Source organism: Brucella gallinifaecis (assembly GCF_006476605.1).
Lineage (GTDB): Bacteria > Pseudomonadota > Alphaproteobacteria > Rhizobiales > Rhizobiaceae > Brucella > Brucella gallinifaecis.
In genome coordinates, this window is record NZ_ML636808.1 from 21625 (window position 1) to 46592 (window position 24968).

Consider the following 24968-nt stretch of genomic DNA (forward strand, 5'->3'; position numbering starts at 1 on the left):
AGTACAGCCCTGAATTTCATGGGTCTATTGTGCGGGGCAATGGAATCATAAAGGTAAATTTTTTTGCGACTAAGAGATCATGGCGCTTCAAATTGAAGTTGTGGTTAGCGCAAGGTTGCGTGACATGATTAAGAGTTGATGAAACAGGGAGACCGGAATGAATGATGCGTCAGAAAAAAAGACCGGATTGATTGTCAATGCAGATGGCAGGACGCGTTGTTTCTGGCCTGGCGAGTTGCCCGATTATATCGCTTACCACGATAATGAATGGGGCATCCCTGTAACCGATGATTACCGTTTGTTTGAAAAAATTTGCCTTGAAGGGTTTCAGTCCGGCCTGTCCTGGCTGACAATCCTGCGCAAGCGTGAGAATTTTCGGGCCGCTTTTGATGGTTTCGATTTCAATCGCGTAGCACTCTATGATGAGAAGGATATTGAGCGGTTGCTGGCTGATAAAGGGATTGTGCGCCATCGCGGTAAAATTGTCTCGACCATCAATAATGCAAATCGTGCCATTGAACTGGTGCAGGAAAAAGGCTCGCTTGCTGCCTATTTCTGGTCTTTTGAACCGGGTGCGCAAGAGCGTCCTGCGGTCGTGGATTACCCGACCCTGATTGCCAATCCCACTACAGCGACTTCTACAAATATCTCCAAAGATCTGAAAAAACGCGGATGGTCTTTTGTCGGCCCAACGACGGTCTATGCTTTTATGCAGGCTATGGGGCTGGTAAATGATCACATTGAGGGTTGTCATTGCCGCGCTCATATTGAACAACTGAGAACGGCATTCAAACGCCCTTAAGCGTTGATTGCGTTTATATTCTTTTTCTGGCAGAAAGCCGCAACAGGAGATAAAAATGGATTTCACATCCCTTGTGGTTTTTGCCGGTATTCTGGTTGTCGCAGCAGGCACGCCGGGCCCAAATGTTGGCGCTTTGGTTGCGCGGGTGATTAGCCGCGGCCATAAGGGTGTATTTCCATTTATGTTTGGTCTTTGGCTGGGCGATGCTATCTGGCTCTCATTGGCGGTATGGGGCTTGTCAGCGATCGCAAACAGCTTTCATACTGTTTTTCTTGTTCTCAAATATCTCGGTGTCGCATATCTGATCTATCTTGCATGGAAAATGTGGATTGCACCCGTTGAAACGAGTGTGGACGAGAATGCCATTCCGAGCCATGGTGAAGCAAAGAAACTGTTTTTCAGCGCACTGGCTGTGACGCTCGGCAATCCAAAAATCATGGTATTTTATATAGCAATCCTGCCGACTGTGATCGATATTACGCATGTTTCGGTGATCGGCTGGCTGGAATTGCTGCTTGTTATGTTTGCAGTTTTGGCCGCAGTCGACAGTGCCTGGGTGGTGCTTGCTGCACAGGCGCGTCGTTTCTTGCGCAGTCCACGTGCAATGCGGATTGCCAATCGTACAAGTGCTGGAATGATGGCAGGTGCTGCGGTGGCGATTGCCACACGCTGAACGCTTCTTTTTAAACAGCTTCCTGCACTTGCCGCACCGGTCTTGATGCGTTAGGAAACCGGCAACGAATTTGCCGGATTTTCCGGCGCAATATGACAAAATCAGTGATCAGGCAGGAAAAATGGCCGATAAAGCGGACAAGATGAAGGCGCGGTTGCCGCGTGGGTTTGTCGATCGGGTGCCGGATGATCTGCGCGCCACTCAAAAGATGACCGCGACCATCCGCGAAGTCTATGACCTTTATGGTTTCGAGCCGGTGGAAACGCCGCTTATTGAATATACGGATGCTTTGGGCAAATTCCTGCCCGATCAGGATCGTCCGAATGAAGGCGTGTTCTCGTTTCAGGATGATGACGAGCAGTGGCTTTCGCTGCGTTATGATCTGACGGCGCCGCTGGCGCGGTTTGTTGCGGAAAATTACGAAAGCCTTCCAAAGCCTTACCGCAGCTATCGCAATGGCTGGGTGTTCCGCAATGAAAAGCCGGGCCCGGGCCGTTTTCGCCAGTTCATGCAGTTTGATGCGGATACGGTTGGTGCACCGAACGTCTCGGCGGATGCTGAAATGTGCATGATGATGGCTGATACGGTTGAGCGCCTTGGCATTGCACGCGGCGATTATGTTATCCGTGTCAACAATCGCAAAGTTCTTGACGGTGTGCTTGAAGCCATTGGCCTTGACGGCGATGCAAATGCGGGCAAGCGCCTTAATGTTCTTCGTGCCATTGATAAGCTCGATAAGTTTGGCGCTGACGGCGTAAGACTTCTTTTGGGCAAAGGCCGTCTTGATGAAAGCGGCGATTTCACCAAGGGCGCTGAACTGTCTGCTGCGGCCGTGGAAAAGGTGTTGGCCTTCACCGCTGCGGGCGGCGCAACAGGGGCTGAAACCATTGCCAATTTGCAGAGCGTGGTTGCTGGTAACGCCAAGGGCGAAGAAGGTGTGAAAGAGCTTGCCGATATGGAAGCGCTTTTTGACGCTGGTGGTTATGAGGGGCGTGTGAAGATCGATCCATCGGTCGTGCGTGGTCTCGAATATTACACCGGTCCTGTGTTTGAAGCCGAGCTTTTGTTCGATGTGACCAATGAAGATGGCCAGAAGGTTGTGTTCGGTTCGGTTGGCGGCGGCGGTCGCTATGATGGTCTGGTTTCGCGCTTCCGTGGCGAGTCAGTTCCGGCAACGGGCTTTTCCATCGGTGTTTCGCGCCTGATGACGGCGCTGAAAAACCTCGGAAAACTTGATGTGTCCGATGTGGTTGGCCCGGTTGTGGTGCTGGTGATGGACAAGGATGCGCAAAGCCTTGGTCGTTATCAGAAGATGGTGTCTGATCTGCGTCAGGCCGGCATCCGTGCTGAAATGTATGTCGGTGGTTCCGGCATGAAGGCGCAGATGAAATATGCTGATCGTCGTGATGCGCCATGCGTTATCATTCAGGGATCGCAGGAACGTGAAGCAGGCGAAATCCAGATCAAGGACCTGATTGAAGGCAAGCGTATTTCTGCCGAGATCGAGGACAATGCAACCTGGCGTGAAAGCCGCCCGGCGCAAGTCACGGTCAAGGAAGAGGATATTGTAAATGCTGTTCGCGAAATCCTCGATGCGCAGGCTCGTGATCGCGCACAGCAGGCGAAGTGACGGATAATATGGCTGGTCAACGCACATCTTTTGTCTTCACGACACTTCGCAGACAGCTTGATGCCAGTGAAGCTGAGCTGGTCGATATTCCGCTGATTCAACCTGCTGATCCGTTTTTGGATATGGCGGGTGAAGATCTGCGGCGGCGTATTTTCCTTACAGAAAATGAAAATGGCGACAGTTTGTGCCTGCGCCCGGAATTTACCATTCCGGTCTGCCGCAATCATATTGCATTGAATGCGGCAACACCTAAGCGCTATGCCTATCTTGGTGAAGTGTTCCGCCAGCGTCGTGATGGTGCGGCCGAGTTTCTTCAGGCTGGTATCGAGGATCTTGGTGCAAGTGATGAAGCTGCATCGGATGCACGTTCGATTGCCGATGCAATCGCTTGTGTGAAATCGGCAGCTCCAGACGCGCAGCTTCAAATCGTGCTGGGTGATCAGTCCGTTTTTGCTGGCATGTTGAAAGCGTTGGGTCTTCCGCAGGGATGGCGCAAAAAGTTGCTGCGTGCTTTTGGTGATGAACGCACAATGGAAACAGCTTTTGCCGAACTGAGCGGTGAACAGCGCACTGATCCGCTTCCAGAACATCTGGCCGGACTGGTTGCTGAAGGTGACGAAGCAGGATTGGCGCGAATGCTTGAAGCCGAAATGCTTGAAGCCGGTATGTCGCCGGGTGCAGGCCGTACGCCTGCGGAAATTGCTCGGCGCCTGATCGAGAAGGAAGATCTGGCCGCAGCGCGATTCCCTTCATCAGCGCTGGATGTATTAAAGCGTTTCCTTTCCATCCGCGTTTCGCTTGAAACAGCAAGCATTACACTGCGGGCTTTTGCGGCTGATAATGCGCTTGATTTAAGTGCGGTTCTGCAAAAGTTTGAAGCGCGGACCGATGCCATTTATGCAGCCGGTATTCCCGTTGAAGACATCATTTATGATGCATCTTTCGGGCGTCCGCTCGATTATTATACCGGTCTTGTTTATGAAATCCGTCAGGCAGGCGGCGATAAGGATATGGTACTTGCCGGGGGCGGACGCTACGACCGTTTGCTGACTATGCTTGGCGCGTCGGAGAATATTCCAGGCGTCGGTTTTTCCATCTGGCTTGACCGGCTTGAGGCGCTGAGCGGAGAATAATCATGACTGTAACGCTCGCACTTCCATCCAAGGGGCGATTGAAAGAACAGACCCTCGCCGTTCTGGAAAAAGCTGGATACAAGGTTATTTTGCCAGATGACTCACGCAATTATCGTGCGCGGGTTGAAGGCGACAGTGAGCTCGACATTCTGTTCTTGTCGGCATCTGAAATTGCACGTGAGCTTGGCTATGGCAGCGTTGATCTGGGCGTGACCGGTGAAGATCTGATCCGTGAAACATTGGCTCATGCTGATGAGCGCGTGGCGATTGAAGCAGAGCTTGGTTTTGGTCATGCGGATGTTGTGGTTGCTGTGCCGGAAGTCTGGCGCGATGTAACGACGATGGCTGACCTTGATGATGTTGCGGCCGATTTTCGCCAGCGTCATGGTCGGCGCCTGCGTATTGCCACCAAATACTGGCGCCTGACGCAGCAGTTTTTTTCGCAAAAACACGGTATTCAGGTCTATCGCATTGTTGAAAGTCTTGGCGCAACAGAGGGCGCACCAGCAGCAGGGTCGGCGGATATGATTGTCGACATTACCTCGACAGGTTCGACGCTGAAAGCCAACCTGCTTAAAGTGCTTGAAGATGGTGTGATCCTGCGTTCACAAGCCTGTCTTGTTTCAGCACGTCGTAGCGAAGAAAATGTAAAAGTGGCACAGATTGTTTCGCGTATCCGCAATAGTCTTGCTGGCTGATAACAATCGATACTGAAAAAAAGCCGGAGCAAAAAGCTCCGGCTTTTTTGTTTTAATTTTGTGGCTTGCTGCCAATAAGACCGTAATAGGCTATATAAATATAGCAGATGATTGGCATCAGGAATGCTTGATGAATGCCAATACTATCTGCCAGTGCGCCTTGAACAAGTGGAATAATAGCGCCACCAACAATTGCCAGACACAGAATACCTGAACCCTGACTGGTATGCTTGCCAAGACCATGCAGCGCCAGACTGAAAATTGTCGGGAACATGATCGAGTTGAACAGCCCGATTGCCAGAACCGACCACATGGCGACATGACCAGTGGTTGCAACGGTGATGAGCAGCAGCACAATTGCCACAACCGCATTGAATGCAAGCGCCTTGCCGTCATTAATATAGCGCATTGCGACTGCACCAATGAAACGGCCAACCATGGCACCACCCCAGAAATAGGCAACGTAATGGGCGGCTTCTGCTTCAGCCAGACCTGCAACATTCGGGTCGCTCAGAAAGTTGACGAGAAAGCTGCCGATACTGACTTCTGCGCCCACATAAACGAACAGGCCGATGGAACCCAGGACCAGATGACGATATTGCCAAGCTGAGCCGTCTTCCTTTGTGACCACATCAGTTTCTTCTTCCTGAACATCAGGCAGTTTCAGGATTGCAAACACAATTGCAAGAACTGAAAAGGCGAGTGCCAGCAACAGATAAGGAAACTGAACGGCATCTGCGCTTGCAGAATTTGCAGCATCGGAGGTTGCAGCCGACAGGATCAGGAATGCGCCGAAGATTGGTGCAATAGTGGTTCCAAGCGAATTAAAGGCCTGTGTCAGCGTCAGGCGGCTGGCTGCTGTTTCCGGCGCACCCAGAATGGTGACATAAGGATTTGCAGCCACCTGAAGAATGGTGACACCCGATGCCAACACAAAAAGCGCCCCTAGAAACAGTTCATAGACACGATAGGATGCCGCCGGGATGAACAGTGCACAGCCGGTTGCGGCTACAATCAAGCCGGTTACGATACCCCATTTATAAGAAATACGTTTGACCAGAGCACCGGCAGGCAGCGAGACGATGAAGTAAGCACCAAAGAAGCAGAACTGGATCAGCATCGACTGGAAGTAGTTGAGCGAAAAGACGCCTTTAAGATGCGGAATCAGGATGTCGTTAAGGCAGGTGATAAAGCCCCACATGAAGAAAAGCATTGTGAGGCTGGTGAGAGCAAAGCTGTAATTATTGCCCGTATGGGTATCAGCACGAAGCTGACCATTCGATGTCGGGGAAACTGCCATTTTTTCTCTACAAGCTAAGTTATGAAACGATATTATAAGTCGATATATCTTTTTTAAATTAAAATAGACCTTTGCATTATCGTACAAGATAGGCCGATGCAATCATGGCATTTTATTAAATAACAAAAGCATGTTCTATAAAGCAGATGCTAAAAAGCCGTACTGATGAGGTACGGCTTTTCTATTCTTTATGCGCGATATGTTGTTTAGTTGCGCTTTGCATCGATCGAAATCGAGCCCGCACCCTGAAGTGCCAGAAGAATAAGGCCACCAGCAATGGCCAGATTCTTTTGTGCCATCAGCGCGTTCAGGCCTTCAGCAAAGTTCATGTGGGCGACGAGTATCGCACCGATTGTGAACAGGGCAACGATTGCAGCAGCGATACGTGTCTGAAAGCCAACAAGAATAGCCAGACCGCCAATGAATTCAATCAGACCAACCAGAACGGCTGTTACCGTTGGGACCGGAAGGCCAAGGCCTGCAAAATAACCGGCTGTACCGGAAATTGCTGTCAGCTTGCTAAAACCAGCAAGAATGAAAAGGATCGACAGGAATACACGTGCTATCAGTGTGGCAATGCCATTGCTCTGGGGAGTAATAGAGGACATTTTGGTATCTCCAAATTAATATAAGCTACCAATTAAATGATAAGAACTGTCAAGAAAAGATAGATAATTCTCGACAGTTCGTTCTATTATCGTGAACAGTTATTCTGGAGCGATCATTTTCTCCGCTCGAACGAGCTGTTCATAGTCGTTCTCGGTGACGTGGCCGCTCTTGAGAGCCTCTTCCCGCAAGGTCGTTCCATTCTTGTGGGCAGTTTTTGCGATCTTGGCAGCATTATCGTAGCCGATGGCTGGTGCCAGGGCGGTGACAAGCATGAGCGAGCGCTCTAGCAGATCCTTGATGCGATCTTCATTTGCTTCAATTCCTTCAACGCAATGATCTGCAAAGGAAACCATCGCGTCACTCAGGATGCGGATTGATTGCAATACATTATAGGCGATGACGGGCTTAAACACATTAAGCTCAAAATGACCCTGACTTGCAGCAACCGTTACGGCAGTCTGGTTGCCAAAGACCTGTGTGGCAACCATGGTCAAGGCTTCGGCCTGTGTTGGATTGACCTTGCCTGGCATGATGGATGAGCCTGGCTCATTTTCTGGCAGCGAAAGTTCGCCAAGGCCTGAACGTGGGCCAGACCCCAGGAAGCGAATGTCATTGGCAATCTTGAAGAGATCGGCTGCCAGTGCGTTGAGACTGCCATGGAAATTTGCCAGTGCACCGTGACTTGCAAGTGCTTCAAACTTGTTGGGCGCAGTCTTGAATGTCAGGCCGGTGATTGCACTGACGGCATCCGCGAAGCCGGTATCAAATCCTTTTGGGGCATTGAGGCCGGTGCCGACAGCCGTGCCCCCTTGTGCCAGCAGGAACACATCAGCGAGTGATTGTTCGATGCGATGGCGGGCATATTCAAGTGCTGCACGATAGCCGGAAAACTCTTGTCCCAGCGTGACCGGCGTTGCATCCTGAGTATGCGTGCGGCCAATCTTGATGATGTCTTTGAATGCGGCTTCTTTATTCTTAAGAGCTTGTGTCAGCTTCTCCAGCGCAGGATACAGATGGCTAACAGTTTCCAGGGCAGTTGCGATATGAATCGCGGTTGGAAAACTGTCATTTGAAGACTGGCTCATATTGACATGATCATTCGGGTGGACGGGTTTTTTTGAGCCGAGCTCCCCACCGAGCAACTCTATCGCACGGTTCGAAATGACTTCGTTGGCGTTCATGTTCGATTGTGTGCCGGAGCCTGTTTGCCAGACAACAAGCGGAAAGTGATCGTCGAGCTTGCCTTCAATCACTTCGGTTGCAGCGACAGCAATCACTTGTCCCAGAACCGGATCAAGCTTGCCCAGCGCAATATTGGTCTCTGCTGCGGCCCGTTTGACCACGCCCAGTGCATGGATCAATGGTAGAGGCATCCGTTCATTGCCGATCTTGAAATTTTGCAATGAGCGCTGAGTTTGCGCACCCCAGTAACGGTCGGCAGCAACATCAATCGGTCCGAAAGTATCTGTTTCGGTACGCGTAGCAGTCATTTTCAGTCTCCGGCTATGGTTTCAGATATTAAGTATCTGCCTGTTGATTGAGCAATAGTCGCATTGGCAGGTTTTATTGGTATGCCATAGCTGAACGGTTTAGCTTTTGCCCAAAATTATTCAATAAAATATGACTATAAAAGTCAAATTTTATTGAATATTGTCTTCATCGTCGCCATTCTCGTCGTCGGCTTCTGATATCCATGCCGTTGGTTCAACCTTTTGCTGGGTTTTGCTATCAGTAAAAACCCACCATCCGGTGTCAGTTTCATCCCAGTCACCGCCGCCAGCTCTAAGACGGTCAAGAGAGCGGTATTGACCAACAGATTCATTGCGTTGATCATTATCATCAATCCAGATCACAGTGATCTTGCGCCCGTCTTTTGGTGCAGTGGCTATCGGCAGTATCTTGTGCATATGATTATTCATCCCATTTTAATTCGTATAATCATAGGGCGAAAAAGCTTTGCGACAAGTCAGAATTAGTAAGGCCCGGAACTGATGATATTGACGAGAATGCACTCATCGATAGGGCTTAAATCATTGGATATGAAATGGCAGCACGCTCTGAAAAGGAGAAAGGCAGGCGCGAGCCTGCCTTTCTTGTTGCCTGAGACAAGACTTCCAAGTGCGGGGGCAATCAGGAAGTCTATCTCAAATACACCTGTGATTGATCATGAATGACATCGGATGTAAATCAGAAAATTCTAATTTGAGAAATCTGCTTATTGAAAAGTTAAAAATGGATGGTTTTTCTTTAAAGAATAAAGTTTATGTAACGTAAAAAAGGCGGCTTAAAAGCCGCCTTTCTTTAAATTTTCTGGCAACAGATTTCTTAGAAATCCATGCCGCCACCCGCACCGCTTTGCGGTGCAGGCACTTTAACTCATGGGCGTGCTTTATGGATTTCTTGGAACTCCATGCCGCCACCCGCACCGCTTTGCGGTGCAGGCACTTTCACTCATGGGCGTGCTTTATGGATTTCTTAGAAATCCATGCCGCCCATGCCACCCATACCGCCAGGCATGCCAGCAGGAGCTGCATCCTTCTTAGGCAGTTCAGCGATCATGGCTTCGGTGGTGATCAGGAGGCCCGCAACCGAAGCTGCGTTCTGCAGAGCAGTGCGAACAACCTTAACCGGGTCAACAACACCAGCTTTGATCAGGTCGCCGAATTCACCATTGGCTGTGTTGTAACCATAGGTGTCCGAGCCGTTTTCAAGGATCTTGCCAACGATCACGGATGCTTCTTCACCAGCATTGGTCGTGATCTGGCGAGCCGGAGCCTGCAGAGCGCGACGAACGATGTTGATACCGGCTTCCTGATCGGCATTTATGCCCTTGGCAGAAATCTGGGACGAAGCGCGGAGCAGGGCGGTACCACCACCAGCTACGATACCTTCTTCAACCGCAGCGCGGGTTGCGTTCAGAGCATCGTCAACGCGATCCTTCTTTTCCTTGACTTCAACTTCCGTTGCACCGCCAACGCGAATGACGGCTACACCGCCAGCGAGCTTGGCAAGACGTTCCTGAAGCTTTTCACGATCGTAGTCAGAAGTGGTTTCTTCAACCTGCTGCTTGATCTGCGAAACGCGGGCGTCGATTTCAGCCTTCTGGCCTGCACCATCAACGATTGTGGTGTTTTCTTTCGAGATCGAAACCTTCTTTGCACGGCCGAGCATGTCGAGCGTAACAGTTTCGAGCTTGATGCCGAGGTCTTCGGAGATAACCTGACCGCCGGTGAGGATCGCGATGTCTTCGAGCATTGCCTTGCGGCGATCGCCAAAGCCAGGAGCCTTGACAGCAGCAATCTTCAGGCCGCCACGCAGCTTGTTGACAACGAGCGTTGCAAGAGCTTCACCTTCAACGTCTTCAGCGATGATGACGAGTGGCTTCGAAGTCTGAACAACAGCTTCGAGAACTGGCAGAAGAGCCTGCAGGTTCGAGAGCTTCTTTTCATGCAGAAGGATGTATGCGTCTTCGAGGTCAGCAATCATCTTGTCTGGATTGGTGACGAAATATGGCGACAGGTAGCCACGGTCGAACTGCATGCCTTCAACGACTTCGAGTTCGGTTTCAGCGGTCTTGGCTTCTTCAACCGTGATTACGCCTTCGTTGCCGACTTTCTGCATCGCTTCAGCGATCATCTTGCCGATTTCGGCTTCGCCGTTAGCGGAGATTGTGCCAACCTGAGCAACTTCTTCAGAAGTGTTGATCTTCTTGGCTTTGCCGAGAAGGTTTGCAACAACTTCAGTCACTGCGAGATCAATGCCGCGCTTCAGGTCCATTGGGTTCATGCCGGCAGCAACAGCTTTTGCGCCTTCCTGAACGATGGCCTGACCGAGAACGGTCGCGGTTGTGGTGCCGTCACCAGCAGTGTCATTGGTCTTGGAAGCCACTTCGCGCAGCATCTGTGCGCCCATATTTTCGAACTTGTCTTCGAGTTCGATTTCCTTGGCAACCGATACACCGTCCTTGGTGATGCGTGGAGCGCCGAAGGACTTGTCGATAACAACGTTACGGCCCTTTGGGCCGAGCGTTACCTTAACAGCATCAGCGAGGATATCGACGCCGCGCAGCATCTTTTCGCGCGCATTGCGACCGAATTTTACTTCTTTTGCAGCCATTTTACTCTCCTGGGAATTGTCCCGGTCAGATTATGGTGAATTGATTTGAGGTCAGAGCGACACCGCTCCCGGCTAAATTAGCCGATGATACCCAGTCGGAGGCGTTAGCCGACAATACCGAGAATGTCGGATTCTTTCATGATCAGCAGGTCTTCGCCGCCGATCTTGACTTCAGTGCCCGACCACTTGCCAAACAGAACCTTGTCGCCAGCCTTGACTTCGAGAGCAATCAGCTTGCCTGCTTCATCGCGAGCGCCGCTGCCCACAGCGACGATTTCGCCTTCCTGTGGCTTTTCTTTAGCGGTATCAGGGATGATGATCCCGCCAGCGGTCTTAGCTTCCGATTCAACGCGACGAACGACGACACGGTCATGAAGCGGGCGGAACTTGATATCAGCCATGGTATAACCCTTGGTGTTATAGATGTTGAACCCTGTTAACGGATCAAACCGATCCGCGCTTGTTAGCACTCTGTTATCTCGAGTGCTAACGTGTATCTGAGATAGGAGCGGCGTTATTATTTGTCAAGGATCGTTGCCATTTTTTGACAGTTTGGAAATTAAATTTTTTTGCAAAGCGTGGTGAAGGCAGCGAACAGGCTTTTGCCAGATATGGACACTATAATTTTGTTCGGCAAACGAGGTAGAAAATAATGGTTTTTGGCCGTTTATCTTAAAGAAACAGCTTGTGTGGTTAATAGAATCCACTTGTATGGCCGCTCATTTAGCCGCAGAGCGGTTCAAGTCGGGTGACAGATTGAGCTGGTTCTAGTAGACGAGAGCGCGTGGTGCATCTGCACATCATTTGATTTGACCGGCGAGCGGCCGGAGCCAGCATATTGAGGAAACCGATGAAACTGCCTGAACGCCTGGACGATCTGACGGATAGATATGATGCGATCTTCTGTGATGTCTGGGGCGTGTTGCACAATGGCGAAGTTGCCTTCGCCCCGGCGGTGGCTGCACTCAAACGCGCGCGTGCCAAAGGCATTACCGTTATTCTTGTCACCAATGCACCACGTCCATTCCCGAGTGTAATCGCACAGATGACATTGTTGGGGGTGCCGGAAGATGCCTATGACCGTGTTGTAACATCTGGTGATGTGACCCGTGATCTTATTATTGAAGGCCCACGCAAGGTTTTTCACATCGGCAGTGAACGCGAGCTTGCAATCTACGAAGGCCTTGATGTCGAGCTGGTCGAAGAGTTTGAAGCATCAGGCGTTGTCTGTACTGGTCTTTATGATGATGAGACCGAGACACCGGAAAATTATGCAGACTTATTACAGCGTATCCGCTCGCGTAATCTGCCCTTCATCTGCGCCAATCCTGACATCATGGTTGAGCGCGGTTCACGCCTGATCTGGTGCGCAGGTGCACTGGCGCGTGAATATGGACAACTCGGCGGCCGCACATTGATTGCTGGCAAGCCATATCGTCCAATTTATGAAGCGGCGTCAAAGGCTGTTGAGGAAATTCGCGGCCATACAATTGATAAGTCCCGTATTCTTGGCATCGGCGATGGTGTGCTGACAGATGTGAAGGGTGCGGCAGATTATGGTCTGGATGTGCTTTATATCTCAGGGGGCGTTCATGCTGCTGATTATACAGTGGATGGCACAGTTGATTTTGAGAGAATGAACATATTCCTGAACAAGCACGGGCATAAGCCGGTCGCATCGCTTTATGCTCTTGTCTGATAATTGTTGAAGAACCGGCCGCGATCATGACTAAACCAGCTTTTCAGCGCCTCTCAGGAAAAGACAAATTGCCAGAATCACTTCGCAATTGCGTGGTGGCGATTGGCAATTTTGATGGTGTTCATCGTGGGCATCAGGCCGTGCTGGAGCGTGCACTGGAATTGGCAAAGCAAGAAAACCGGCCAGCCATTGTGCTGACTTTTGAGCCGCATCCACGCAGTTTTTTCAAGCCGCATGAGCCAGTTGAGCGTTTAACCGATGCTGTTGAAAAGGCAGAAATATTGCGGATCATGGGGTTTGATGCCGTGGTTGAGCAACCCTTTACGGCTGATTTTTCGGCACTTTCTGCGGAAGCATTTGTCAGCAATATTCTCACAGACAGGCTTCATGCGCATCGCGTCGTTACCGGCTATGATTTTCATTTTGGCAAAAACCGTCGAGGAACACCGGAATTTCTGGTAGAAGCGGGAGGGGCTGCCGGTTTCAGTGTATCGCTTGTCGATGCGTTTAACGACGAGGGCGGTCATCTCGTTTCTTCAACACGCATTCGTACACTTTTGTGTAATGGCGAGGTTGCGCAAGCCGCTGGTCTTCTTGGTCATCGTTATCGTGTCAGCGGCGAAGTTATTCATGGGCAAAAACTTGGTCGCACATTGGGCTTTCCGACTGCAAATATGATCATTGATGATCATGTCAGCTTGAAACATGGCATTTATGCTGTTCGTTTTCGTCGTGCAGATGGCAAATTGCATGATGGTGTTGCGAGTTTCGGTCGTCGTCCGACTGTGGCAAGCGATGGTAAGCCTTTGCTTGAAACATTTGTTTTTGATTTTTCTGGCGATCTCTATGGTGAAGTCGCTGAAGTTTCTTTCTTCAGTTATCTGCGGGGCGAAGTAAAATTCGACGGGCTTGACCCATTGATTGAGCAGATGAAACGGGATGAAGAAGAAGCACGTGCAGTTCTGGCGGGTGCAAAACCATTGTCCGAGCTGGACCGCCTTCTGTCATTTCCAGCATATTAGTGTTTGCTTGCAACGCTCCTATAAAGAAGCGTTGATATTTTCTCCTATTATTTAAGTTTAATTTTACATCTTTCGTTCAAACAGTATTAATGACCCTTAAGTTTTATGGGGAACTGTTTATCGGAGTTTCATGTGACGCGTATTGTCTCTCTTGCCTTTGTTACAGGCACCGCATTGTTCATAGGTTCCCTGTCATCTCATGCAGCAGATGTGCAGCAGACGGATATTTATGCGGCTCAGGAAGTGCAGCCTGCTCGTAAACATTTCTGGTCTGGTGACTGGTATCTCAAGGTTGGCGCAGCCGGGATGGTAGCGCCAAAATTTGAAGGATCGAACAAGTACCGGTTTTCTGCGCAGCCGCTGATCTCGCTTGGCCGTCAGGGTGAAGCGGAGCGTTTTTCTTCACGCAATGATAATGCAGCTTTTGCATTTATTGATACCACGCATTTCCGTGCTGGTGCCGTTGGCAAGCTGATGTTCAAACGCGATACCGATATTGACGGGCTGGAGGAAACAAAATTCGGTGGTGAAGCCGGTGGTTTCGTCGATGTCTATCCGACTGACTGGCTGCGTTTCCGAGGCGAAGTGCGTCATGGTATTCGTGCGCATAAGGGCGTTGTTGCTGATATTGCTGCCGATGTTTTTTACGATGTCACTCCAAAAATCCGTGTTTCTGCTGGTCCGCGTGCGACATACGCTTCCAAGGATTATATGCGCACCTATTATGGTGTGACTGCTGAAGAAGCTTTAGCTTCGGGCTTGCAGGAATATCGTCCAGGCGGTGGTTGGGAATCGGTTGGTGTCGGTGGAGCTATCCGATGGAGAGCAACCGATAAAATTGATACCAGCCTGTTCGCGGAATATAGTCGTCTTCAGGACAAGGCCAAGAATTCGGGTATCGTCAGGGATTACGGTTCCCCAAACCAGTTTACGGTTGGTGTGTCGGCGACTTATCGTTTCGATTTCTCGCTTGATTGATAAATCTGTCAATCTGTAAAGATTTCAGAGGCAGGGCTGCAAGTTTATTGCACCCTGCCTCTTTATTCCTGTGAAGGTCATTGCTAAAAGCATCCCCATGATGACGGATTTTCGGCATATCGGCCCAACCATACCAGTTATTGGCATACGAATTATTGGCCCGGCCTTCCTTTAAAGCCTTAATGGCGCTGCCTGACGCGGCGCATGGCAGGAAGGTCCGGGAACGGCCTGCTGTGCCTCGCAGCTTTACTTTGTTTTCAAGCATTCTCACCCGCCATTTTGCGCCGCGGGATTACAGGCAAATGATAAAATGAGCGATACGACCGCTAAGATCGATTATTCCAAAACCCTCAATCTGCCGCAGACCGAGTTTCCGATGCGAGCAGGTCTGCCAGCACGTGAGCCGCTTCTTGTGCAGCGCTGGGAGGAGATGAACCTCTATAAAAAGCTGCGTGAAGCCGCAAAAGACCGTCCGCTTTATGTGCTGCATGATGGCCCTCCTTACGCAAATGGTAATATTCATATCGGCCATGCGCTGAACAAGATTCTCAAGGATGTGATCACTCGTTCGTTCCAGATGCGTGGTTTCAACTCGAATTATGTGCCGGGCTGGGATTGTCATGGCTTGCCGATCGAGTGGAAGATCGAAGAAAAATACCGTGCTCAGGGCAAGAATAAAGACGAAGTGGAAATCAACGAATTCCGCAAGGAATGCCGTGAATTTGCCGGAAACTGGATCAAGGTCCAGACGGAAGAATTCAAGCGCCTTGCGATCTGTGGAGATTTTGAAAATCCTTACACGACGATGAATTTCCATGCGGAAGCACGCATTGCAGGCGAACTTTTGAAGTTCGCATCGTCTGGCCAGCTTTATCGCGGCTCGAAGCCGGTCATGTGGTCGGTTGTTGAGCGCACAGCACTCGCGGAAGCAGAAGTCGAATATCATGACGTCGAGTCAGATATGATCTGGGTGAAGTTTCCGGTTGCAGGCAGTAATGATCTTGCTGGAAGCTCTGTTGTCATCTGGACGACGACTCCTTGGACCATTCCGGGCAATCGCGCTGTGTCTTATTCCAGTCGAGTTGCTTACGGACTTTATGAAATCATCGCTGCTGAAAATGATTTCGGCCCGCAGGCAGGTGAAAAGCTTATCTTCGGCGACAAGCTCGTAGAAGAATGCGCAAAGAAAGCCAAGCTTGAATTCAAGCGCTTGCGTGATGTTGCTCCTTCGGAGTTATCAAGCCTTGTTCTTGATCACCCGCTTAAAGGCTTTGGTGGCGGATATGAATTCGTTGTTCCGTTGATCGCCGTTGATCATGTGACTGATGATGCCGGTACAGGCTTCGTTCATACAGCGCCTAGCCATGGTCGCGAAGACTTTGAAGCCTGGATGGATGCAGTACGTGAACTTGAAGCACGTGGCATTGATCCAAGCATTCCTTTTCCTGTTGGCGATGATGGTTTTTACACCAAGGATGCGCCGGGCTTTGGCCCGGATCGTGAAGGTGGTCCTGCACGTGTTATCGACGATAATGGCAAAAAGGGTGATGCGAACGAATCTGTGATCAAACAGCTTATTGCGTATAATAATCTTTTTGCACGGGGTCGGCTGAAACATTCCTATCCCCATTCGTGGCGCTCGAAGAAGCCGGTCATCTTCCGCAATACGCCGCAATGGTTTGTCTATATGGACAAGAATCTCGGCGATGGCACCACGCTGCGTTCACGTTCGCTGAAAGCCATTGAAGAAACCCGTTTTGTGCCAGCCGCTGGCCAGACTCGTCTTCGTGCCATGATTGAAGGTCGCCCGGACTGGGTGCTGTCGCGTCAGCGTGCATGGGGCGTGCCGATCTGCGTCTTTGCAGATGAAGAAGGCAATATCCTTCAGGACGATGCCGTCAACAAGCGCATTCTTGAAGCTTTTGAAGAAGAAGGCGCTGATGCATGGTTCGCTGATGGGGCACGTGAGCGTTTCCTTGGCAACCGCGCCGGTGAAGACTGGACACAGGTTCGCGATATTCTGGATGTGTGGTTTGATTCTGGCTCGACGCATACATTCACGCTGGAAGACCGCCCGGACATGAAATGGCCTGCTGATGTCTATCTCGAAGGTTCTGACCAGCATCGTGGCTGGTTCCACTCGTCACTGCTGGAAAGCTGCGGAACGCGGGGTCGCGCACCTTATAATGCTGTTGTCACCCATGGTTTCACCATGGACGAGAACGGCAAGAAGATGTCGAAATCGCTTGGAAACACTGTTACTCCGCAGGATGTTATCAAGGATTCAGGTGCAGATATTCTGCGTCTTTGGGTGATGACGACCGATTATTGGGAAGATCAGCGCCTGGGTAAAAATATTATCCAGACCAATATTGACGCCTATCGCAAGCTGCGTAACACGATCCGCTGGATGCTTGGCACGCTCGCCCATGATGAAGGCGAGACGCTGCCATATGCTGATCTGCCGGAACTCGAACGTCTGATGCTGCATCGTCTGGCTGAGCTCGATGAAGTCGTTCGTTCTGGCTATGATGCGTTTGATTTCAAGCGTATTGCCCGCGCATTGATCGATTTCATGAATGTCGAACTGTCAGCTTTCTATTTCGACATCCGCAAGGATGCGCTTTATTGTGATGCCCCATCAAGCAATCGTCGTAAGGCAGCGCTTCAGACAGTGCGTGAAATTTTCGATCACGTGACGACATGGCTTGCGCCTATGTTGCCTTTTACCATGGAAGAAGCATGGCTTGATCGTTATCCGCAGGCTGTTTCGGTGCATCTGGAGCAGTTCCGCGCAATTGAAGCTGAATGGCGTGATGATGTGCTGGCTGAAAAATGGCGCAAGGTTCGCAATGTGCGCCGCGTTGTTACCGGCTCTCTTGAATTGGAACGTGCAGATAAACGTATTGGTTCGTCGCTTGAAGCGGCTCCAATTGTTTACATTACCGATAAGAGCCTTGCCGATTCGCTTGAAGGTCTGGATTTTGCTGAAATCTGCATCACAAGTGATATAGCACTGACCAATGATACTGCTCCTGAAGGTGCATTCACTCTGGATGATGTTAAGGGTGTTGCTGTTGTGCCAGCACGTGCGGAAGGTGAAAAATGTGCGCGTTCATGGCGCTATACGACCGATGTTGGTTCAGATCCGGAATTCCCGGAAGTTTCAGCACGTGATGCCCTCGCATTGCATGAATTGAAGGCTCTTGGTAAGCTGTCAGTATAATTTTTAAGGCCCGGTTTGCGTATGTTACCGGGCCTTTTACTATGGAACTTGCCTTGTAACGTGCGTAGATGGTCAAATAGCAATCAATATCGCGATTGCCCGAAGAGATGGTCTCATGTACAAGACTGACCTTGAGATAAACTTGCAATCTGCCTTGGAGTTGCCGGTTTTTTAGGTCAGAGATGTAAAAATGTCTCTGGTGAAGAGAGAATCGACAGGCGTAAAAGAAGTGGCGCTAATGAAGATTGAAGGACGAGTTCTGGTATTGATGACGGCAGTTGCAGGTCTTGCGCTGTCGGGCTGTGTATCGTCGCCGACTTATGGTACTGACAAGACTGCAGGCGCACAGTTTCTTGACGACATGTCGAATATGGCAAGCTTTGGTCAGGGCAAGAATAAAGAACGCATTAATTACAAGCCGCGTCCTGATCTTGTGCGTCCGGCACAAGGTGAAAAGGGCGTATTGCCTGCGCCGCAGGAGAGCGTTGCAAGCGCTGGTGATCCTGCTTGGCCAGAATCCCCGGAAGAGCGCCGCAAGCGCCTGCGTGATGAAATTACTGCCAATCGGGATAATCCAAGTTTTGTGTCGCCGATTGATCAGGATGTAGCCGTTGCACCCAATGCAAATAAGCTCCCGGGTGGCAATAGCCGCCGCGAGGAATTTGAGACACGTACACCGACTGCCGATCCGGCTCGTATTGCAGCGTTGAAAAAAGCGCGGGAACAGCAAGCGCAGGGGTCTGCCTCGACACGCAAATATCTGAGTGAACCGCCTTTGGCTTATCGTCAGCCTGCTGCGTCAGCGGCTGCCGGTGAATTGGGTACGGATGAAGCACAGAAAGAGCGTGAACGCAAAAAGGCTGCTGGCGGCGGTGGTAAAAGCTGGCGTGATATGCTGCCCTGGAACTGATTATCTGAATATTGATAATATTATTTACTCAGCCGAAAGAAACTCTTTCGGCTGACTTTTTTTATTGATGGTTTTGTTGTCATGGTAAGATAGTTTATCTTGTAAACTCAAATATTAATTATGTTTAATGCTTGTTGTGCCTGCATTGGCATTGCTGCGCAGTCACGGCAGTGGCCGTGGGTTCATCATTTTGTTCTGCGTGATAATATGTTGCGTCAGATGACTGGTCACAATGCTGTCAGCTAGGGTTCTGACCCTAAGGGCATTTATCGCTTTTCACGGAAAAAATCCCGGAGCAGGTTCTGGGATTCTTTTTCCGAAAAGCCTGCATATATTTCTGGAACATGATGACATGTGGGCTGTGTGTAAAAACGCGGCCCATATTCAACGCCGCCACCTTTTGGATCAGCTGCTCCATAATATAGACGGCGAATACGTGCGAACGAGATTGCCGCTGCACACATGGCGCAGGGTTCAAGTGTGACATAGAGATCGCAATCGATTAATCGTTCCGAGTTGAGTGTTTCGCCTGCCTGACGGATGACGAGTATCTCTGCATGGGCGCTAACGTCATTAAATTCACGTGTTCTGTTACCATTGCGTGCGATAATTGTGTTATCATGTACAATAACCGCACCTATTGGTACTTCGCCACGACGAGCGGCAGATCGAGCTTCTTCGAGCGCGATTTTCATGAAAGTTGCGCCCTTTGGAAGGGAGATATCTGTAATCTTTTTCAATCCCGGCTCATTTCATGGCTGGTAGAGGGAAATTTTACTCGCAAGCTTATGAGCGATTTGTTACTGCATAATTCACGAAATCAAAACCGATTTGCGAACGGATTTATACAGCGTTCTTGACCAGACTGTTACTCGCCAGCTCCCCCGCGGCAAGAGACGACACGGCAGCGCTGCTGAGAGGCTGATATCAGATGAGTAAAGAAGACGACAATAAGGGCGGACGCCGTCCTCCATATGGACGCAGCGAAGATCGTTTTAAAGACGACAGGCCGCGCCGTGAAGATGACCGTGGTGCTCCGCGCAAGTTTGTAGCGCGTGAAACGCAAGAGGGCGATGATAGTGGCGAGCGTATTGCCAAACGTCTGGCGCGTGCAGGCATTGCGTCACGTCGCGAAGCTGAGACGATGATTGCGGCTGGCCGTATCTCCGTTAATGGAAAAGTGCTTGCAAGCCCTGCAATCAATGTAAAACGAAGCGATGTTATTACCGTTGATGGTAAGCAATTGAAGCAGGCTGAACGCACGCGGCTATGGCTTTATCACAAACCATCCGGCCTTGTGACAACCAATCGTGATCCTGAAGGCCGCCCGACAGTATTCGAAGCATTGCCGCAAGAGATGCCGCGTGTGCTTTCTGTTGGTCGCCTTGATATCAATACGGAAGGTCTGTTGCTTCTGACTAATGATGGTGGGCTGTCGCGGGTTCTCGAACTGCCGTCTACCGGCTGGCTGCGTCGTTATCGTGTTCGTGCGCACGGAAAAGTAACACAGGCACAACTGGACGAATTGAAAAACGGTATTGCCATCGACGGTGTGTTTTATGGCAGTATTGAAGCAACGCTTGAGCGTGAACAAGGTGCCAATGTCTGGATTTCGATCGGTTTGCGCGAAGGCAAGAACCGTGAAGTTAAAAACATCCTTGGTGCCCTTGGTCTGACCGTTGGCCGTTTGATCCGTGTTTCCTTTGGTCCTTTCCAGCTCGGAGATCTTGAAGAGGGCGGTGTGCGTGAAATTCGTGGCCGTATTCTGCGCGATCAGCTTGGCGAGAAACTTGTTGAAGAATCCGGCGCTGATTTTGATGCACCGATCCTCAATGAATTTTCCAATACGGTTGTTCAGGGGCGCACTGCCCGTGACATGGAACAGCGTGAGCCGCGTGAACAGGACGGAGAGTATCGTCGTCAGCCACGTGAGCGTGAATGGATTTCAAGCCAGCCGGAGCGTCGCAAGCGTCCAGAAAAAAAGGAAGACAAGGTCGAGCCGCGCCGTCGTGGTGGTATGAACGTCTGGATGGCCTCTGGTGCGCGCCCGCAGGGTGAAAAGGCTGCGGCAGAAAAAGCCGCACGTGCCACTGCGCGTGGTGAACGCGCAAGTCGATCGGAAGGTGATTTCAAGGCACGTCGTGATGAGGGCCGCGAGGATCGTCCACGTCGTTTCGAAGGACGCTCTGACAGGTCTGATGGGCGTTCGGAAGGGCGCCCGACTAATCGTGCTCCGCGCCCTGAGGGTGATTTCAAGTCGCGCCCTCGTCGTTTTGGTGATGGTGAGCAGCGAAGGGACGAGGGGCGTGAAGATCGTCCGCGTCGCTTTGAAAACCGCACAGAAACGCGTCTTGAAGGTCGTGATGAGCGCAAACAGGAACGACGTCCGGGTAAGCGCGAGCGTGCTGAATTAAAAGCCGGTGGCGGTGAAAAATCATCTGGTGGTTATGAAGGTCGCAGCTTCGGCAAGCCTTCAGGTCCGCGCAGTGAAGGTCGTGGACCATCGAAGGGGCCGGGAGGTTTCGGCAAGGGACCTGATCGTGGCGGTTCGGGTGGTAAGCCAGGCGGTAAAAGACCTGTTGATGGAAAGCCACGTGGTGGCAAGCCTGGAGGCAATGGTGCGGATCGTCGGCGGTAAATTCCGCGGGCGCACGCTCGTTACACCCACAACAAATGCGATCCGCCCAACAACGGATCGCACCCGTGAAAGCCTGTTCAATATTCTTGCGCATAGTTTCCCGCAAAAGGTCGAGGATATTCGTGTTCTGGATCTCTTTGCAGGCACTGGTGCGCTTGGTCTTGAGGCGCTTTCGCGCGGTGCACGCTATACGGTTTTTGTGGAAGAGTCGGCGGAAGGGCGGGGTATTCTGCGTCAGAACATCGAGAGTTTTGGCTTGCAGGGGCAGACGAAAGTACTGCGTCGCGATGCCTGCAAGCTTGGTGAAGCAGGCACAATGGAGCCTTTTGATCTGGTATTTGCTGATCCGCCCTATGGACGCCGTATGGGGGAAAAGGCACTTTTATCAGCTCTGGAAGGCGGTTGGCTTAATCCTGACGCACTTATCGTGCTTGAAGAAGAAACAGAAGCCTCGCTTGAACTGGATGAACGATTCGTTGTGCAAGAAGAGCGCAATTATGGTGGTACCATCATTCGCCTCATTGAGTTGAAGCAAGGCTGAAAATTAGCCGATCCGGGGATGCTGGGCTGGCAATGATTTGAATATGGGCTTTGGGTAATTTCATCCTGATGAGTGGATGAAATGAAAACTTATTGGAGATGTCGTTTGGTGCACAACCCCTCACTCCGGCGCGTTGTTCGACGTGTTTTCCGACATGTTTTGTTGTCTACTGCACTCGGTTTTGCAATTGCTTTACCACTTGCAACGTTTTCTGTTCAGGCGCAGACATCAGCTCCGGCTGTAGACGTTACGGTTACGCAGCCGGGGCAAATCCTTCCGGTGATAACGAAATCGGAAGATGTCAGCAGTTTCACGCTCGAAAATGGCTTGAAGGTGGTGGTCATTCCTGATCATCGTGCGCCGGTCGTTACGCAGATGATCTGGTATCATGTGGGATCGGCTGATGAGGCTCCGGGTAAATCCGGCATTGCCCATTTTCTTGAGCATCTGATGTTCAAGGGCACCAGGACTTATCCAGCGGGTGAATTTTCAGCTAAGATTGCCGCGATTGGCGGTCGGGAAAATGCCTTCACTTCTTATGATTATACTGCCTATTTCCAGCGTGTTGCGCCTGAAGCGCTTGAAATGGTGATGGGCTATGAATCTGACCGCATGGCTAATCTGGTTCTTGATGAAGAGGCCGTAACGACAGAGCGTGAAGTTATTCTGGAAGAGCGGCGTATGCGGGTTGATTCAAATCCCGCAGCAATGCTGATGGAAAATACCGATGCGGTTCTTTTTTATAATCATCCCTATCGCGTGCCGGTTATTGGCTGGCAACAGGAGATGGAAAAGCTGAGCCTGAAAGATGCCATCGATTTTTATCAGCAATATTATACGCCGAATAATGCGACATTGGTTATTACCGGTGACGTGACACCGGAACGTGTGCGTGAACTGGTTATGCAGACCTGGGCCAAAATCCCCAAGCGTGCTGAAATTCTCCCACGCGAACGTCCGCAGGAGCCTAAAAAGCACGCTGCGCGTATCGTAACATTGCATGATGATCGCATTAGCACACCTTCATTTCGCATTTCATGGCTTGTACCGTCTTATGCCAATGAAAAGCGTTTCCCGAATGTGAAAGCCGGTGATGCGCCAGCGCTTGATCTTCTTGGCGAGATTTTAGGTGGGTCGTTGCGTTCACGTCTTTATCAGGAGCTGATCGTCAAGCAGGGTATCGCGTCCAATACGGGTGCGAGCTATGATGGCGATGCTCTCGATGATGGTACATTTTCGGTTTATGGTTCGCCACAAAATGGCAAGACACTGGCTGATGTAGAAAAAGCTGTTGATGCTGAACTGGCGCGGATCATCCGGGATGGTGTGACACAGGATGAGCTTGATCAGGCACGCAATCGTTTTCTCAAAGCAATTATATTTGCGCGAGACAGCCAGTCCGGCATGGCTCGTATTTATGGTTCGACCTTGTCAATCGGCCAGAATATTGAAGATATTCAGAAGTGGCCGGAGTTGATCAAATCTGTGAGCGTTGATCAGATCAAGGATGTGGCAGGCCGCTATCTGGTTAAGGAACAGTCCGTGACCAGTTATCTGTTGCCGCCAGAGGTTGAACCGGAAGCCGCTTCCGGGCAGCCTGCCGCCACAGCGGATGATGCAGAGGGCAATGGCGCAGAAGGAGCAATCCAGTGAGTAAAGTTGTTATATTGAGCATTCTGCGTGCGAAAAATACTTTTGCAGCAGCTGTGAGTTCAATGTTGCTGCTGGTGGCTGTGAGCCTGCCTGCCAATGCTATAGAAATTCAGGAAGTCGTTTCCCCAAAGGGTATCAAGGCCTGGTTGGTGGAAGATGATTCCGTACCGCTTGTTTCCATGCGTTTCTCGTTTAAGGGCGGGGCTTCACAGGATCCATCGGGCAAGGAAGGTCTTGCCAATCTGATGACCGGGCTTTTTGATGAAGGCGCAGGTGATCTTGATTCCGACAGTTTTCAGGAACGCATTGATAATCTGGGCGCAGAAATGAGTTTTTCGGCGTCACCGGATTCCGTTTCCGGTGGTGTTCGTATGCTGGCCGAAAATCGCAAGCCTGTTACCGATCTGCTGGCGCTGGCGGTCAATAAACCGCGCTTTGATCAGGACGCCATTGATCGTATCCGACAGCAGATTGTTGCAGGACTTGAAGCATCGCAACGCAATCCGTCGACCATTGCATCGCGCAAGTTTGGCGAGGTTCTTTATGGTAGCCATCCATATGGTCGCCCGGATGATGGTACTGTCAAATCGCTTCAGTCGATCAGCCGTGATGATCTGGTGAATTTCCATCGTAAAAATTTTGCACGTGATCGTTTGACAGTTGGTGTTGTGGGTTCGATCAACGCCAAGGAGCTTGGCGAGATGCTTGATGAGGTTTTTGGCGATTTGCCAGCAACGGCGGAACTTGTGCCGGTGCCGGATGCAAAACTCGCGCTTGGCACAACGACCAGCTTGAGTTTTGATATGCCGCAGACATCAATCAGCTTTGTTTATCCTGCTGTTCCACGCAAGGATGAAGAGTTTTTTGCGGCCTATCTGATGAACCATATTCTGGGCGGTGGGTTCACGTCTCGTCTTTACAAGGAAGTGCGTGAAAAACGTGGCCTTGCCTATTCTGTCTCATCGGCAATGGCGCTGCGCGATCATGTTTCAGCATTGACTATTTCCACAGCGACCCGGCCCGAAAAAGCGCAGGAATCGCTGAAAGTCATCCGCGATCAGGTGGCTGCGATGGCCAATGATGGTCCTACAGAAGAGGAACTGGCAGCGGCAAAGAGCTATCTTAAAGGCTCTTATGCCGTGAACAATCTCGATTCTTCCATGTCGATTGCGGATACACTTGTTGGTCTTCAGGAAGCAGATCTGGATCGCAATTACATCGACAAGCGTAATGAATTGATCGATGCTGTGACCCTTGATCAGGTAAGGGCTATTGCCAAAAAACTTCTGGAAGCAGAGCCTGCAATTTTGATTTTCGGGCCTGCTCAGTCCTAGGATCAG

General features: G+C 50.6%; 21 protein-coding genes. 14 read left to right on the top strand and 7 right to left on the bottom strand.

The features are described 5' to 3' along the window. Positions 1–157 precede the first annotated feature (157 nt). From FHY56_RS12930 to hisG, 5 genes are all read left to right on the top strand, one after another. Positions 158–802, top strand: coding sequence for a DNA-3-methyladenine glycosylase I (locus tag FHY56_RS12930; RefSeq protein WP_140905620.1), 645 nt, complete (start codon positions 158–160; stop codon positions 800–802). A 55-nt stretch (positions 803–857) separates the two neighbouring features. Next, positions 858–1475 carry a LysE family translocator gene (locus FHY56_RS12935; protein WP_140905621.1) on the top strand — a complete coding sequence of 206 codons (618 nt, stop codon included), beginning with the start codon at positions 858–860 and terminating at the stop codon, positions 1473–1475. 121 nt (positions 1476–1596) lie between these two features. Beyond that, on the top strand, positions 1597–3105 hold the full coding sequence (gene hisS, locus FHY56_RS12940; protein ID WP_140905622.1) for a histidine--tRNA ligase: 1509 nt from the start codon (positions 1597–1599) through the stop codon (positions 3103–3105). A gap of 8 nt (positions 3106–3113) precedes the next feature. Continuing rightward, complete coding sequence (locus FHY56_RS12945) at positions 3114–4238, top strand: ATP phosphoribosyltransferase regulatory subunit (RefSeq protein WP_140905720.1); 1125 nt, start codon at positions 3114–3116, stop codon at positions 4236–4238. Between the two features lie 2 nt (positions 4239–4240). Next, positions 4241–4936 carry an ATP phosphoribosyltransferase gene (gene hisG / locus FHY56_RS12950; protein ID WP_140905623.1) on the top strand — a complete coding sequence of 232 codons (696 nt, stop codon included), beginning with the start codon at positions 4241–4243 and terminating at the stop codon, positions 4934–4936. A gap of 52 nt (positions 4937–4988) precedes the next feature. Here hisG and FHY56_RS12955 read toward each other — a convergent pair whose 3' ends face one another. From FHY56_RS12955 to groES, 6 genes are all read right to left on the bottom strand, one after another. Then, a complete protein-coding gene (locus FHY56_RS12955) occupies positions 4989–6236 on the bottom strand; it encodes a sugar MFS transporter (RefSeq protein ID WP_140905624.1) in 1248 nt (415 codons plus the stop codon). Positions 6237–6442: 206 nt separating this feature from the next. Further along, a complete protein-coding gene (locus FHY56_RS12960) occupies positions 6443–6844 on the bottom strand; it encodes a DoxX family protein (RefSeq protein WP_140905625.1) in 402 nt (133 codons plus the stop codon). A 99-nt stretch (positions 6845–6943) separates the two neighbouring features. Further along, entirely contained in the window at positions 6944–8335 is a 1392-nt protein-coding gene (fumC, locus tag FHY56_RS12965; RefSeq protein ID WP_140905626.1) for a class II fumarate hydratase, read from the bottom strand. Positions 8336–8485: 150 nt separating this feature from the next. Beyond that, complete coding sequence (locus FHY56_RS12970; protein WP_140905627.1) at positions 8486–8752, bottom strand: hypothetical protein; 267 nt, start codon at positions 8750–8752, stop codon at positions 8486–8488. Positions 8753–9320: 568 nt separating this feature from the next. After that, positions 9321–10961 (bottom strand): chaperonin GroEL, encoded by a 1641-nt coding sequence (groL, locus tag FHY56_RS12975; protein ID WP_140905628.1) that lies wholly within the window; start codon positions 10959–10961, stop codon positions 9321–9323. 104 nt (positions 10962–11065) lie between these two features. Then, entirely contained in the window at positions 11066–11362 is a 297-nt protein-coding gene (gene groES / locus FHY56_RS12980; RefSeq protein ID WP_140905629.1) for a co-chaperone GroES, read from the bottom strand. 449 nt (positions 11363–11811) lie between these two features. Between groES and FHY56_RS12985 the strand changes: the two genes are divergently transcribed. From FHY56_RS12985 to FHY56_RS13005, 5 genes are all read left to right on the top strand, one after another. Further along, complete coding sequence (locus tag FHY56_RS12985; protein ID WP_140905630.1) at positions 11812–12660, top strand: TIGR01459 family HAD-type hydrolase; 849 nt, start codon at positions 11812–11814, stop codon at positions 12658–12660. A gap of 26 nt (positions 12661–12686) precedes the next feature. Then, positions 12687–13682, top strand: coding sequence for a bifunctional riboflavin kinase/FAD synthetase (locus FHY56_RS12990; protein ID WP_140905631.1), 996 nt, complete (start codon positions 12687–12689; stop codon positions 13680–13682). A gap of 132 nt (positions 13683–13814) precedes the next feature. Continuing rightward, positions 13815–14660, top strand: a complete 846-nt coding sequence (locus FHY56_RS12995; RefSeq protein ID WP_235889497.1) for a MipA/OmpV family protein — start codon at positions 13815–13817, stop codon at positions 14658–14660. A gap of 310 nt (positions 14661–14970) precedes the next feature. Beyond that, a complete protein-coding gene (gene ileS, locus FHY56_RS13000) occupies positions 14971–17886 on the top strand; it encodes an isoleucine--tRNA ligase (protein WP_140905633.1) in 2916 nt (971 codons plus the stop codon). A gap of 238 nt (positions 17887–18124) precedes the next feature. After that, complete coding sequence (locus FHY56_RS13005) at positions 18125–18796, top strand: hypothetical protein (RefSeq protein ID WP_140905721.1); 672 nt, start codon at positions 18125–18127, stop codon at positions 18794–18796. Positions 18797–19062: 266 nt separating this feature from the next. On the opposite strand, the gene FHY56_RS13010 is transcribed toward FHY56_RS13005, so the two are convergent. After that, the gene (locus FHY56_RS13010) at positions 19063–19491 is read right to left on the bottom strand and encodes a nucleoside deaminase (protein ID WP_140905722.1); all 429 of its coding nucleotides are present in this window, start codon (positions 19489–19491) and stop codon (positions 19063–19065) included. A 236-nt stretch (positions 19492–19727) separates the two neighbouring features. On the opposite strand from FHY56_RS13010, the gene FHY56_RS13015 reads away from it, so the two are divergent. The 4 genes from FHY56_RS13015 to FHY56_RS13030 all read left to right on the top strand — a co-directional run bounded on the left by FHY56_RS13015 (position 19728) and on the right by FHY56_RS13030 (position 24962). Further along, positions 19728–21434, top strand: a complete 1707-nt coding sequence (locus FHY56_RS13015; protein ID WP_140905634.1) for a pseudouridine synthase — start codon at positions 19728–19730, stop codon at positions 21432–21434. Next, entirely contained in the window at positions 21415–21975 is a 561-nt protein-coding gene (gene rsmD, locus FHY56_RS13020; protein ID WP_235889501.1) for a 16S rRNA (guanine(966)-N(2))-methyltransferase RsmD, read from the top strand. The genes FHY56_RS13015 and rsmD overlap by 20 nt, the downstream gene beginning before the upstream one ends. A gap of 81 nt (positions 21976–22056) precedes the next feature. Beyond that, a complete protein-coding gene (locus FHY56_RS13025) occupies positions 22057–23628 on the top strand; it encodes a M16 family metallopeptidase (protein WP_376890334.1) in 1572 nt (523 codons plus the stop codon). Positions 23629–23690: 62 nt separating this feature from the next. After that, on the top strand, positions 23691–24962 hold the full coding sequence (locus tag FHY56_RS13030) for a M16 family metallopeptidase (RefSeq protein ID WP_140905723.1): 1272 nt from the start codon (positions 23691–23693) through the stop codon (positions 24960–24962). The last annotated feature ends 6 nt before the right edge of the window (positions 24963–24968 follow it).

Bases quoted from the DNA above. Each gene is read 5' to 3' on its own strand.
- FHY56_RS12990 (WP_140905631.1), top strand. From the start codon at position 12,687: ATGACTAAACCAGCTTTTCAGCGCCTCTCAGGAAAAGACAAATTGCCA.
- FHY56_RS12945 (WP_140905720.1), top strand. From the start codon at position 3,114: ATGGCTGGTCAACGCACATCTTTTGTCTTCACGACACTTCGCAGACAG.
- FHY56_RS12930 (WP_140905620.1), top strand. From the start codon at position 158: ATGAATGATGCGTCAGAAAAAAAGACCGGATTGATTGTCAATGCAGAT.
- FHY56_RS12970 (WP_140905627.1), bottom strand. From the start codon at position 8,752: ATGCACAAGATACTGCCGATAGCCACTGCACCAAAAGACGGGCGCAAG.
- FHY56_RS13005 (WP_140905721.1), top strand. From the start codon at position 18,125: ATGAAGATTGAAGGACGAGTTCTGGTATTGATGACGGCAGTTGCAGGT.
- FHY56_RS13010 (WP_140905722.1), bottom strand. From the start codon at position 19,491: ATGAAAATCGCGCTCGAAGAAGCTCGATCTGCCGCTCGTCGTGGCGAA.
- FHY56_RS13015 (WP_140905634.1), top strand. From the start codon at position 19,728: ATGAGTAAAGAAGACGACAATAAGGGCGGACGCCGTCCTCCATATGGA.
- FHY56_RS12960 (WP_140905625.1), bottom strand. From the start codon at position 6,844: ATGTCCTCTATTACTCCCCAGAGCAATGGCATTGCCACACTGATAGCA.
- FHY56_RS12955 (WP_140905624.1), bottom strand. From the start codon at position 6,236: ATGGCAGTTTCCCCGACATCGAATGGTCAGCTTCGTGCTGATACCCAT.
- FHY56_RS13030 (WP_140905723.1), top strand. From the start codon at position 23,691: ATGTTGCTGCTGGTGGCTGTGAGCCTGCCTGCCAATGCTATAGAAATT.
- FHY56_RS13025 (WP_376890334.1), top strand. From the start codon at position 22,057: ATGAAAACTTATTGGAGATGTCGTTTGGTGCACAACCCCTCACTCCGG.
- hisS (WP_140905622.1), top strand. From the start codon at position 1,597: ATGGCCGATAAAGCGGACAAGATGAAGGCGCGGTTGCCGCGTGGGTTT.
- FHY56_RS12935 (WP_140905621.1), top strand. From the start codon at position 858: ATGGATTTCACATCCCTTGTGGTTTTTGCCGGTATTCTGGTTGTCGCA.
- groES (WP_140905629.1), bottom strand. From the start codon at position 11,362: ATGGCTGATATCAAGTTCCGCCCGCTTCATGACCGTGTCGTCGTTCGT.
- hisG (WP_140905623.1), top strand. From the start codon at position 4,241: ATGACTGTAACGCTCGCACTTCCATCCAAGGGGCGATTGAAAGAACAG.
- FHY56_RS12985 (WP_140905630.1), top strand. From the start codon at position 11,812: ATGAAACTGCCTGAACGCCTGGACGATCTGACGGATAGATATGATGCG.
- ileS (WP_140905633.1), top strand. From the start codon at position 14,971: ATGAGCGATACGACCGCTAAGATCGATTATTCCAAAACCCTCAATCTG.
- groL (WP_140905628.1), bottom strand. From the start codon at position 10,961: ATGGCTGCAAAAGAAGTAAAATTCGGTCGCAATGCGCGCGAAAAGATG.
- fumC (WP_140905626.1), bottom strand. From the start codon at position 8,335: ATGACTGCTACGCGTACCGAAACAGATACTTTCGGACCGATTGATGTT.